General features: G+C 62.1%; 11 protein-coding genes. 10 read left to right on the top strand and 1 reads right to left on the bottom strand.

The genetic code is table 11. The features are described 5' to 3' along the window. The 7 genes from RMN95_RS03815 to leuA all read left to right on the top strand — a co-directional run. The coding region (locus tag RMN95_RS03815; RefSeq protein ID WP_397545241.1) for a sensor histidine kinase at positions 1 to 483 on the top strand (483 nt) is incomplete at its 5' end. After that, positions 480 to 1124 (top strand): response regulator transcription factor, encoded by a 645-nt coding sequence (locus tag RMN95_RS03810; protein WP_309615632.1) that lies wholly within the window; start codon positions 480 to 482, stop codon positions 1122 to 1124. The genes RMN95_RS03815 and RMN95_RS03810, both read left to right, overlap by 4 nt. An 82-nt stretch (positions 1125 to 1206) precedes the next feature. Continuing rightward, entirely contained in the window at positions 1207 to 1968 is a 762-nt protein-coding gene (locus RMN95_RS03805; protein WP_309615631.1) for an ABC transporter ATP-binding protein, read from the top strand. Then, positions 1965 to 3365, top strand: coding sequence for an FtsX-like permease family protein (locus RMN95_RS03800; RefSeq protein ID WP_309615630.1), 1401 nt, complete (start codon positions 1965 to 1967; stop codon positions 3363 to 3365). The genes RMN95_RS03805 and RMN95_RS03800 overlap by 4 nt, the downstream gene beginning before the upstream one ends. A gap of 129 nt (positions 3366 to 3494) precedes the next feature. Further along, positions 3495 to 4838 (top strand): alpha/beta hydrolase-fold protein, encoded by a 1344-nt coding sequence (locus RMN95_RS03795; protein ID WP_309615629.1) that lies wholly within the window; start codon positions 3495 to 3497, stop codon positions 4836 to 4838. Next, positions 4835 to 7288, top strand: a complete 2454-nt coding sequence (locus tag RMN95_RS03790; RefSeq protein ID WP_309615628.1) for a DUF2156 domain-containing protein — start codon at positions 4835 to 4837, stop codon at positions 7286 to 7288. Before RMN95_RS03795 ends, RMN95_RS03790 begins: the two co-directional genes overlap by 4 nt. Positions 7289 to 7433: 145 nt before the next feature. Then, positions 7434 to 9194, top strand: a complete 1761-nt coding sequence (gene leuA / locus RMN95_RS03785; RefSeq protein WP_309615627.1) for a 2-isopropylmalate synthase — start codon at positions 7434 to 7436, stop codon at positions 9192 to 9194. Between the two features lie 267 nt (positions 9195 to 9461). Here leuA and RMN95_RS03780 read toward each other — a convergent pair whose 3' ends face one another. Beyond that, positions 9462 to 10118: a TRIC cation channel family protein gene (locus RMN95_RS03780; RefSeq protein ID WP_309615626.1), complete on the bottom strand. Its 657-nt coding sequence runs from the start codon at positions 10116 to 10118 to the stop codon at positions 9462 to 9464. A 60-nt stretch (positions 10119 to 10178) separates the two neighbouring features. Here RMN95_RS03780 and recO point away from each other — a divergent pair, with 60 nt between their 5' ends. The 3 genes from recO to RMN95_RS03765 all read left to right on the top strand — a co-directional run. Further along, positions 10179 to 10907, top strand: a complete 729-nt coding sequence (gene recO, locus RMN95_RS03775) for a DNA repair protein RecO (protein WP_309615625.1) — start codon at positions 10179 to 10181, stop codon at positions 10905 to 10907. Then, positions 10904 to 11707, top strand: coding sequence for an isoprenyl transferase (locus RMN95_RS03770; RefSeq protein ID WP_309615624.1), 804 nt, complete (start codon positions 10904 to 10906; stop codon positions 11705 to 11707). The genes recO and RMN95_RS03770 overlap by 4 nt, the downstream gene beginning before the upstream one ends. Before the next feature lie 92 nt (positions 11708 to 11799). After that, positions 11800 to 12223 (top strand): NUDIX hydrolase (locus RMN95_RS03765; protein WP_309615633.1); only part of this gene is annotated, 424 nt, incomplete at its 3' end.

The raw sequence follows: 12223 nt of genomic DNA, 5'->3' as shown, positions 1-12223 counted from the left end.
GGCGCGCTGGTGACCATCTCGACGACGGCGCGCGAAGCCCTCGCCGACGTGCGCATCCTTCTCGGGCAGTTGAGGCATAGCCAGGATGCCGGACCTCAGCCCGCCCTGGCCGACCTTGACCGACTCGTCGATCAGCTGCGTTCGGCGGGGCTGTTGGTCGTGTTCGACCAGCGAGGAGACCCGCTCGGCCTGCCGACGGGCCAGCAACTTGCGCTGTTTCGCATCGTGCAGGAGGCTCTGACCAATGCCCTCAGGCACGGTGATCTCGAGCGGGAGGTGGTCGCGGTGCTCGATTGGACAGGGGATGCCGCCGCCCTCACGATCACGAATGCGGTGGCCGCGCCGGCCAGGCAACCGCACGTCGGCCACGGACTCGCCGGAATGCGCGAGCGCGCGCTGCTCGTCGGAGGCACGTTTTCGGCCGGCCCCGAGGACGGCGGCTTCGTGGTGAGGGCCGGCATTCCGATGCCGGTGTCCGCATGAAAAGGATTCGCGTCGCGCTGGTTGACGACCAGGTGCTGTTCCGGGCCGGCATCAGGATGCTCGTCTCATCCCAGCCCGACCTTGAGTTTGTCGGAGAGGCCGGCAACGGTCGGGAGAGCATCGTTATGGCGACTGCGACGCGTCCCGATGTGATCCTCATGGACATCCGGATGCCCGTCATGGACGGCATCGAGGCGACGAGAGCCATCGTGGGTGCCGGCGGAAGTACCCCGAGGATCATCGTGTTGACCACGTTCGATCTCGACGAGGCCGCGGCCAGGGCCATCCGAGCAGGCGCCAGCGGATTCGTGCTCAAGGACGCCGACCCCGAGTTTCTGCTCGCGGCGATCAGGGCCGTGCATTCGGGAAGCGCGGTGATTGCGGCATCCGCCACCAGGGAGCTTTTCGAGCATTTCGGCACCCAGGCACTGCCCGTGCCGACCGAGTTCGACACGCTTACGGTGCGGGAGAAGGAGATATTCCTGCTCGCGGCCCGTGGGCTGAGCAATGCCGAGATTGCGAAAGCCGAGTTTCTCAGCGAGGCGACGGTCAAAACTCACATCAGTCGTGTGCTTGGAAAATTGGGCCTGCGCGACAGGGTGCAACTTGTGGTGTTCGCCTACGAAAGCGGACTCGCGTAGCTATTCGAGTCATCCTCGAGATGTAGTCAGCGACGACTTACGGAGGATTCGGCGACATCGCCTCGAGCATGAAGCTGATGTCATGGAAATTACCTCAGAAGATCCCGGCCTCGTCGCCCGCGTCGCTGGCCTCACCAAGTCCTACGGTTCTGGCTCGACGGCCGTCACGGCTCTCGACAATGTCTCGGTTGGGATTCGAAAGAGCGAATTCACGGCCATTATGGGCCCCAGCGGATCGGGAAAATCCACCCTTATGCACATCATGGCCGGGCTTGACTCGGTCACCAGCGGGCGCGTGTGGATCGGCAGTACCGACATCACTGGTCTCGACGACACCGAGCTGACCATGATCCGGCGGCGCAGGGTCGGCTTCGTCTTCCAGTCGTTCAACCTCGTGCCCACCCTCGATATCCGGGGCAACATCATGCTGCCCTTCGAGCTTGATGGCCGCTCGCCGTCAGACGATGATCGGCGGTGGATCGACGAGTTAGTCGCGTCGCTTGGTCTGGCTCCCCGAATGAGCCACCGTCCGCACGAGCTCTCGGGCGGCCAGCAGCAGCGCGTCGCTATCGCCCGAGCGCTCGGATCCCGCCCCGACCTGGTGTTCGCCGACGAGCCGACAGGGAACCTCGACTCGCGAACCAGCCGCGAGGTGTTGTCGTTACTGGCCACCGCCAGCTCGAGCTATGGCCAGAGCATTGCGATGGTCACTCACGATCCGATCGCCGCAAGTTACGCCGACCGCATCATCTTCCTCGCCGACGGCAAGGTGATCGAGGATCGTGGCCGTTCGACCGCGTCCGACATCAGCCAGTACATGCTCGGGATGGAGCAGGTCGCGTGAACGGTTTCACCGTGCGCGAGCACATTCCAAGCATCCTTGTCGCCACCCTAAGCAGCGCGTTTGGCGTCTCACTGCTTCAAGTGACCACCAATCTTTCGATCCTGATTGCCGCGGATGATGTGACAGGCGCGAGCGGCACGGTCCAGTTCATCCTGGCAATCATCGCCTTCGTCTTCATTGTGATTGCGACGTATGTTGGTTCAATCGTCACCGCGAACACCTTCGCAACGATCATCGCGGGCCGCACACGCACCATCGCGCTCATGCGAATCATCGGCGTGACCGCGGCATCCCAACGTCGCGTGGTAGCGAATGAAGGCCTCACTGTGGGCATCATCGGTGCGATCTCGGGTCTCGTTCTCGGGACTCTCGCAACTGCCGTCCTGATCATGGTGTCGGTGCGCACAGGTTTCATTCCGTCGCTGGCATATACCTTCCTTGAGCCGATAGTCCTGATCCCGATCTTCGGCGTGCTGCTCACCACCTGGTTCGCATCCCGGGTGGGGTCACGACGCGTCCTGACCGTGAGCCCGATGCAGGCAACAGGAGCAGCCATTGAGGAGAGTCAAGAGCAAGCCGCAGGTCACCGGGGCCGCAACGCCGTCGCGATCGTGCTTTTCGCGTTCGGCACCGTCATTCTCGGGCTGGGAGTAGTAGTTGGTCTGGTGTCGCCCGCAGGGGTGATGATCGGAGTGCTCGGCGGCATCCTGTCATTCACCGGGCTGGTGCTCGGTGCGCAGCTCGTCATGCCGCCGGCGTTGACATTGGTGGGCAGGATGCTCGGCGCCAGCCCCTCGGCGAAGCTGGCTGCTCAGAACGCGGTGCGCTACCCGGAGCGCAGCTCGCGCACCACCATCGGTCTCGTGATCGGAGTGACTCTCGTCACCATGTTCGCGGTCGCGACAGCCGGTTTCCAGCAGATGGTCGACATCGCCCGGGCCAACGAGCCTGCGGTCTATGAGGGAATTGACCAGGTGCTCACGATCACCGTGGTGGTGTTCTCGGTGCTCATCGGATTCAGCGCACTCATCGCCGCCGTCGGCATGGTCAATAACCTGTCACTGAGCGTTCTCCAGCGCACCCGCGAGCTCGGGCTCTTGCGAGCGCTGGGATTCACTGCGCGCCAGTTGAGGGCAATGATCCGGGCCGAGAGCGCCCAGCTGGTAATCGCGTCGGTTCTGGTGGGTTTCACGCTGGGTATCGCGTACGGCTGGGCTGGCGCGCAATCCATGCTCGGGTCGATGAACGGCTCGCCTGGACTCATCCTCCCGGTGGTGCCATTGTGGCTGCTGGGCGTGGTGGTCATCGTTGCCGCGGTACTGACGGTCGCGGCATCCATCATCCCTGCGAGAAGGGCTACCAGGATCACGCCCATCGTTGCCCTCGCGGTGGACTAACAATCGCGGCACGGCCACTAAGCGGGTAACTGGGGATTGGCTGAGCGAATCCGGTGTGTAAAGTGCAGTTTAGTCATGGGGTCCCGCGACCAGTGGATACTGAGGCGAGTCATAGCCGGAGGAACACACGTGGGCCCGTTCATCTCTGATATCGAGATCATCAGTGGCCCCTTACCGTGGCTAATTTACACGCTGGCCGCCGCGGTCGCTCTTGCCCTCGCCGTGCGCCACGTGCACGATCGGCGTGCCCGCCTTCGCTGGTTACGGCGAGTAGTAGTCGCCGTTATGGTTGGTGGCGGTGTGGGCGTGCTTGCGTGCTGGGTTATTGGTGACCTCCTCAATGCGTTCGATGTATCTCTCAGCGTGACATCCCGCGCGTGGGTTGGCGCCGCATTTGCGGGAATCGCACTCGCCATCGTGAGCCTCCTGGCATCACGCGCTCGACGTCGAGTCGCGTCGATCGCGGCGATCGCGGCGTTCGTCCTCATGGGCGCGGTAGGCGTAAATGCTGATTTCGGCCAGTACACCACCGTGGGAAGCATCATTGGCGCTCCAGCATTCTCCCCAGTGCCCGAGCCAATTTTGGCGGCCCAACGTGCACTCGCCGGCAGCGTGCCGGGATCACAGCCCGACTTGTGGAAGACCTGGCAGGGATCGGCCGACCTTCCCGCTCACGGCATTGTAGGAACGATTCAGATCCCCGCCACGGTGTCGCGCTTTGCCGCCAGGGAGGCTTTGATGTATCTGCCTCCGGCAGCACTGGTCAAGAATCCTCCAGCACTGCCGGTGCTGGTGATGTTGGCGGGCCAACCGGGAAGCCCCGATAACGTATTCCTCGCTGGCCGTCTCGAGAAAGTCCTGGACACCATTTCGGCGAGATATCACGGTTTGGCGCCGATCGTCGTGGTGCCCGACCAGTTATCGGCCGATGACGTCAACCCAATGTGCGTCGATTCGGCCATCGGAAACTCGGCTACCTATCTGACCGTGGATGTACCGGCCTGGATTCGCGCGAATTTAAATGTGGTGGGGGCTGCGTCGGCGTGGGGGATCGGAGGATTCTCCCAGGGCGGCACGTGCGCGATCCAGCTGGGCGCGGGATATCCCGAACTCTTTGGATCAATTCTTGACGTATCTGGTGAATTAGAGCCGAAGATTGGAAGTCCGGAGGCTACTATCGCGGGCGGCTTCGCCGGAGACGCGGCAGCGTACGAATCGGCAAAACCGTTGTCACTCATCACGAAGAATGCGCCCTTTACCGACACTGTTGCTATTTTTGCTGTGGGTGAACTCGACCAAAAGTATCTTCCCTGGCTCACCACGCTCTCGGCGGCAGGAGCAACAGCAGGCATAAAGTCGACGCTATTGATCTCACCGGGCAGCGCGCACGACTGGAACACTGTGAGATTCGCGTTCGAAAAGGGACTGCCCACGATCTACCGCCACATGGGCCTCGACGGGCCGTTGTCATGACGTTCCTTCGCCGAGTTCCGTTCACCATCGTGCTTATAGCGATTTTGCTCGGCGTCTCTATGGCCACAGGTCCGATATATGGACCATCGGCTTTTGTTCGCAACCTGGTTGGCATTGACCTTGACACCATCTTCCAAAGGGAATGGTGGTCGATCCTGACCGCGAGCTTCTTCGTGCAGAACGTAGGCCAACTGATCGTGGTGGTGCTGGCGGCCGCGGTCTGCGTAGGTGTCGCGGAATGGTTGATGGGTACTCGGGGAACCGTCTTTGCCTTTGTGCTCACGGGCCTGCTTGCCTTCGCGGTCGGGCTCGGGGCCCAGGCCATCGGCACGGCGGCGGGGGAGTATTGGGCCACTGCCGTGAAGTCGCTTGACACGACGGACCCACTGAGCCCCATTCTCGGTGCGCTGGCGGTCGCGAGTTCCTTCGCGTCGGTACTCTGGCGGCGACGCATCATCATTTTGCTCCTCGCATTCACGACCGTATTTCTCTTCTATTCGGGTCAACCGTCAGATCTTTACCGCGTGCTCGCAGTTCTCATCGGAATGACGGTTGGGGCCGTTCTCACGCGTCGACGCGTGCACCTTGTCCGATGGACGAGCTCGCATCATGAGGCCAGGGTCCTTTTGGCGTCAGTGTCGACCATCTTCGCCCTCGGACCGGTTATCACCCTGGTGTCGCATGGCAGGTTCGGCCTGTTGTCACCTCTGGGCATGTTCATCACCAACGGAATGCCGCGCGGACGCTCCAGCAGCTCCTCCTGCAGTATTTCAGGGGTTGGCAAGGTGTGCACGGAACAACTCGGGTCTCACGCCGGACAGGGTTTTTCTGCAATTGTTCTCGCGATACTTCCCTTGCTCGTCATACTCGCCGGGTCGTATGGGCTCCTTATGGGCCGCCGGGCCGCGGTATATGCTGTGGCCGCGATCGCCTCCACAGACAGCCTCCTTGCTGCTTTCTACTTTGGCGTTGTACCCGCGATCGGGCCAACTTCGCGGGTGGCTGATCGAGTAATCCAGTCTCCAGAATTCGCGTTCTGGATTGGGGCGAACGTGGTGGTGCCCCTCGCATTTGCGGCTGTGCTGCTCTCGCAACGCAGGCATTTCTCGATTCGCGCGACGGCACTATCGCGCAGAAGGTTCGTCCTGACGATCGGGATTGCGTTGGCAGCAGCGTTCGGAACGTACCTCGCGGCGGGATGGATTCTTCGGGATCTGTTTCGGCCCAAAGTCGACATCCTCGATCTTCTCGTTGACTTCCCGCAACGATTCATCCCGCTGTCATTCCTGCTTGCCGAGCGGCGGAGTTTTGTGCCAACAGAAACTCTTACGCGACTGCTCTACCACGGGATAGGTCCGCTTCTTTGGACGACGATTTTGGTGGCCTTGATTATTCTCCTCCGCAACAGCAGTTCGCTTCATTCTCGTCCGGCAGAATCGACAGAATTCCGGCGACTTCTCCACGAAGGAAGCGGATCAATGGCATTCCCTGCGACGTGGCGTGGTAACGGCTACTGGTTTGACGCGGGCCGCAGCTGTGCCATTGCGTACCGAGTGGTGAACGGATGCGCCGTCACGACCAGCGAACCCGTGGGTAATCCAGGCGATGCCCGAGACAGCCTGGGACAGTTTCTCCGGTTCTGTGATGCAAATGCCTGGACTCCGGTTTTTTACGGGATTCACCACGACTGGGCCGCGCTTTTGGTCGACATTGGGTGGTCGACCACTGTGGTCGCCGAGGAGACCGTTATCAGCCCTGCCGCGTGGGACATGACCGGCAAAAAATGGCAGGATGTGCGCAGTTCCATTAATCGCGCTGCCAGAGAAGGAGTGCAGGTCACTTGGGGAACATGGGCAGCGTTTTCTCCAAAGATTACTAACCAGATCGCCGAAATCTCTGAGCTATGGGTCGTGGAGAAAAAACTTCCCGAACTCGGTTTCACCCTCGGTGGGCTGGACGAGTTGCGCGACTCAGACGTACTTCTCGGCGTCGCAATAGATGAAAGCGGGCACGTTCAGGCGGTTACCAGCTGGATGCCCACGTGGAGCCAGGGCGTACTCATCGGTCATACGCTCGATTTCATGCGTCGGCGCGCCGATGGCATGAACGGCGTCATGGAATTCGTGATCGCAGAGGCAGCCGCCAGGGCCAAACGGGACGGTCTCCGCTTTTTGAGCTTGTCTGGTGCGCCTCTTGCCGTCGTCCCCAATGGTGAGCACGAGACGCCGGTGGATCGAATTCTGGCGGCACTGGGCAAGGTGCTTGAGCCCGTTTACGGCTTTCAATCCCTTTTGAACTTCAAACAGAAATTCCAGCCGCAGTTGGCACCGCTGTATATGGCATACCCCGATGCCGTCTCCCTCCCCGCGATCGCGATCGCGATATCACGCTGCTATCTTCCTGATCTCGGGCTGCGAGAATCTGCGTCCCTCTTACGCACGCTGCGCTGAGTGATACTGTCAGAGCGTGTCTCTTGGTCTGCTTCTTCTTAGCCGCCGCGACGAGTCCTAACTTCTGGCCTCACTCGTCGCGGAGTTCCTTATGCGTTTCCACACGCACTGGCTGACCATCCCCCCTGACGAAAGATAAGAGACCATGAAGAACACACAATCGGCGTCGGCAATGCCGGTTCATAAGTACCGCCCTTACCACGACACCTTTGCCGTCGATCTGCCCGACCGTATCTGGCCGACCAGGCACATCACCAAAGCGCCACGGTGGTGCGCCGTCGACCTGCGCGACGGCAACCAGGCGCTCATCGACCCGATGAGCCCCGAGCGCAAACGCATCATGTTCGACCTGCTCGTGAAGATGGGGTACAAAGAAATCGAGGTCGGCTTTCCCTCTGCCAGCCAGACCGATTTCGATTTCGTACGCTCGCTCATCGATGGCGATCTGATACCCGATGACGTGCGCATCCAGGTGCTCACCCAGGCTCGGGGCGAGCTCATCACCCGCACCTATGAGTCGCTGGTCGGCGCGAAGCAGGCCATCGTGCACCTCTACAACTCCACGAGCGTGTTGCAGCGTGACGTGGTGTTTCGCACGGATAAGCAGGGGATCATCGACATTGCACTTAACGGTGCGCGCCTGTGCAGGGCGGCCGAGGCACTGGTTCCCGGCACCGAGATCTTCTATGAGTATTCGCCCGAGAGTTACACGGGCACTGAGCTCGAATTCGCCGTGGATGTGTGCAATCAGGTGCTGGAAGTCTTCCAACCGACGCCCGAGCGCAACGTCATCATCAACCTGCCGGCGACGGTGGAGATGGCCACCCCTAATGTCTACGCCGATTCAATCGAGTGGATGTCGCGACACCTGAATCACCGCGGGAACGTGCTGCTCTCGCTCCACCCACACAACGATCGCGGAACTGCCATCGCCGCGGCCGAACTCGGCTACCTGGCGGGCGCCGATCGCATCGAGGGGTGCCTCTTCGGAAACGGCGAGCGCACGGGAAACGTCGACCTGGTGGCCTTGGGAATCAACCTCTTCACGCAGGGCATCGACCCGCAGATCGACTTCAGCGACCTCGATGAGGTCAAGCGCACAGCCGAGTATTGCAACCAGCTTCCGGTGCCCGAGCGCAGCCCCTGGGCCGGTGATCTCGTCTACACGGCCTTCAGCGGCTCGCACCAGGACGCGATAAAGAAGGGCTTCGAGGCCATGGAGGCGGACGCCGCTTCGAAAGGCATTTCGGTCGACGAACTGTTGTGGGCGGTGCCATATCTTCCGATTGACCCGAAGGACCTCGGCCGCGGATACGAGGCTGTGGTGCGGGTCAATTCACAGAGCGGGAAGGGCGGGGTTGCCTATCTTCTCAAGGCCGATCATGCGCTCGATCTGCCTCGAAAGTTGCAGATCGAGTTCAGTGCGGTCGTGCAGGCCAAAACCGAGGCCGAGGGCGGTGAGGTCACCAGCGACCAGATTTGGGAGATCTTCCACGACGAATACCTTCCCGCCCACAGCACCGACAATAGGTGGGGTCGCTTTGAACTGCAGTCGACCGCGACCGCGAGTGATCTGGCGGGGTCAACCCGCCTTGACGTGATGCTGCGGATCGGCGACGCGGCCGCGCCTGCGACCGGCACCGGCAACGGTCCGATTGCCGCATTCCTCGCCATCATGGCCGGGCAGAGCATCGAAGTGAAGCTCTACGACTATGTCGAGCACGCGTTGTCTGCCGGAGGAGACGCCCTCGCCGCCGCTTACGTCGAGCTGAACGTCAACGGTAAGCGCCTCTGGGGCGTCGGTATCGATGCGGACATTTCGACCGCATCCCTCAAGGCCGTGGTGTCGGCCGTCAACCGGGCTGTGCGCTCGGATGCGGGGGATCGCGACCTCATCGACGCCTGAGGCCTGCGCGCGGGGGCTTCGAAGGCACACTCTCGGGGCCCTCTTTCGGAAATTCAGGAGATGGTGCAAGATACAGCCCTTCGGCGCGGCCGGCAGTCGAGTTCTACGCTCACTTCCCGAGTTTCCGAAAGGTGGGCACGTCCTGAATTTCCGAAAGGGCTCACTTCCTGAGTTTCCGAAGGGTGGGCACGTCCTGAATTTCCGAAAGGGCTCACGTCCTGAGTTTCCGAAAACGCTCACTTCCTGAGTTTCCGAAGGGTGGGCACATCAGCGGCGCCGGATGCGCGGCAGTTTCTCGATCGCTCGCTGCTCCGGCAGCGTCCAGTTGAACAGCACCGCGAGAATTCGCACTCCGAAGGTGAGCGCGACGCAGAAGGTTGCGGCCAGGAACACCTCGACGCCAAACCGCAACAAGATCACCAGCGTCCCGGTTCCGGCGACCGCCGCGAGCGCATAGAGCGACCCTACGTGCATCAGCGCGATGGGTCGGTTGAGCAACAGGTCGCGCAGGATTGACCCGCCGACAGCGGACAGCACCCCGACGAAGATAGCCGGTACCTCCGGCAGTCCCGCCGACAGCGCCTTGGTGCTGCCGATCGCGCCGAATAGCCCGATCGTGAGTGCGTCGAGCACGGTCACCAGCGGCCCCAGCCGTGAGATCAGCCGTTCCAGCAGCATCCCCAATAGGGCGGCGGCGGTGGCAATCACGAGGTACCAATTGCTGCTCAATGGGGCCGGCACTTGCGACAGCAGCACATCGCGCAGGATGCCACCGCCGAAGCCCGTCGCGATCCCGATGATCGCCACCCCCAGCAGGTCGAGTCGCCGATCCCTGAACTGGGCCGCAAATAGCGCACCCTGCATGGCCCCGATGCCGATGGCCAGGAGGTCTGCCCACTGGGGGATTACGAAGAGGTCGGCCACGGCTCCATTCTGACGGTTCGGCCTCCCCGAATGCGCTGTGGAGGAGAGGATAATCGAGGAGTGCCGACCTACCGTGATGAAGCCGTCGTGCTGCGTACCCACAAATTGGGTGAAGCCGACCGCATTGTGACGATGCTGTCGCGCCAGCACGGCAAGATTCGCGCGGTCGCCAAAGGAGTCAGGCGCACCGCGTCAAAGTTCGGCGCCCGGCTCGAGCCGATGATGGTCGCCGATGTGCAGTGCTACGTCGGTCGCAGTCTCGACATCATCCAGCAGGCCGAGTCGCTCGGATCATACGGGGCCGAAATCGCTGACGATTACGCGAGCTATACGGCAGGCAGCGCGATGATCGAAACGGCCGATAAGATCACCGATGATGACGGCAGCCTCCAGCAGTACCTCCTGCTGGTGGGCGCCCTGCGCTCGCTCTCGCGGCGCGAGCATCATCCCAGCCTGACTCTCGACTCCTACCTGCTGCGGTCTCTGTCGATTGCAGGATGGGCGCCCAGTTTCGAGGACTGCGCGGTCACCGGCGCGCCCGGGCCGCACACCTACTTCGTCGCCCAACTCGGAGGGGTGGTCGCGGATGAGGTCGCACCTCCCGGGGCGCCTCGGCTCGATGGTGACACGCTGGAGTTGCTCAGCGCTCTCATCGAGGGCCGTTGGGAGGTGGCGGAGGCAGCGGACGAGCGCTCGCGCAACCAGGCCAGCGGCGTGATCGCCGCGTACACCCAGTTTCATCTCGAACGTTCGCTTCGCTCGCTCGTGCACGTGGATCGCAGCGCGTGACTCCATTCCAGCGCACGCATAAGGATGCCGTCGACTTCAGGCCGGTCGATTGGACGGGGATCTATCCGCCGGCAATGCCGCGCAAAGCTGTCCCTGAGCACATTGCGCTTGTCATGGACGGTAATGGTCGCTGGGCGAACGGCAAGGGCCTGACCCGGGTTGAGGGTCATAAGGCGGGGGAGGCCAGCCTTCTGGATGTCGTCGCCGGCGCCATCCAAATCGGTGTCAAACACCTGAGCGTTTACGCCTTTTCCACCGAGAACTGGAGCCGCTCGCCGGACGAGGTCAGGTTCCTGATGGGTTTCAACCGGGATGTGCTCCATCGCAGACGCGATCAGCTGAATGCCTGGGGGGTGCGGGTGCGGTGGGCCGGGCGCAAGCCCCGGCTGTGGGCATCCGTCATCAAAGAGTTGCAGTTCGCCGAACAGCTCACTCGCGACAACACGCTGCTCACGCTGACGATGTGTGTCAATTACGGCGGTCGCAATGAGATCACGGATGCGGTGCGCAGGATTGCAGAGGACGTGGCCGCGGGCAGGCTGAAACCTTCGGGCATCAGCGAGAAGACAATCCAGAAGAACCTGTATGCGCCCGACCTGCCCGACGTCGACCTGTTCGTGCGCAGTTCGGGGGAGCAGCGGATGTCGAATTTCATGCCCTGGCAGAGCGCCTATGCCGAGATGGTCTTCCTCGACACCCTGTGGCCTGATTTCACTCGGGAGCAACTCTGGGAGGCCGTCTCCATCTACGCCGCGCGCACGCGCCGTTTCGGCGGCGCCGTCGATACGCCATCGAACTGAGTGTTGAGGTCACCAGGACTCTAAGTGATACACTTGGTTCAGGTCACGACGACCTTTACTGACGGGCGGCGATCGATGTGACGGACAGCAGCATGTCGCTTGCGGTGTCAACGGTGATTTTTGCCCTGAAAGATGATCCGAGCGCCGCCCTCAGTGCGGTCTGGATCCCGCTCGTGCGCCGCACCGCGGCACCCTCCGAGAATCGCTGGGCACTTCCGGGCGGCTGGGTTACCGCTGACGAGGGTCTGGCGGATGCCGCGGCGCGCCACCTGCTCGACACCACGGCGCTGGCACCCACCTACCTCGAGCAGTTGTACGCGTTCGGTGACGTGGGCCGCTCGCCGTCGGGGCGCGTGGTCTCGATCGTTTACTGGGCGCTGGTACTTCCCGAGCAGGCCGACCGCGCTGCCGATGGCGAGAACGTGCGCTGGTTTGTGGCCGACGAGCTTCCCGAGTTGGCCTTCGATCACAACGCGATCGTCGACTACGCGCTCTGGCGGCTTCGCACGAAGCTCG

Source organism: Salinibacterium sp., assembly GCF_031364185.1.
GTDB lineage: Bacteria > Actinomycetota > Actinomycetes > Actinomycetales > Microbacteriaceae > Rhodoglobus.
The sequence above is the reverse complement of the archived record's forward strand: the minus strand, read 5'-3'. Positions and strand labels throughout refer to the sequence as shown.

Bases quoted from the DNA above. Each gene is read 5' to 3' on its own strand.
- RMN95_RS03810 (WP_309615632.1), top strand. From the start codon at position 480: ATGAAAAGGATTCGCGTCGCGCTGGTTGACGACCAGGTGCTGTTCCGG.
- RMN95_RS03805 (WP_309615631.1), top strand. From the start codon at position 1,207: ATGGAAATTACCTCAGAAGATCCCGGCCTCGTCGCCCGCGTCGCTGGC.
- RMN95_RS03790 (WP_309615628.1), top strand. From the start codon at position 4,835: ATGACGTTCCTTCGCCGAGTTCCGTTCACCATCGTGCTTATAGCGATT.
- leuA (WP_309615627.1), top strand. From the start codon at position 7,434: ATGAAGAACACACAATCGGCGTCGGCAATGCCGGTTCATAAGTACCGC.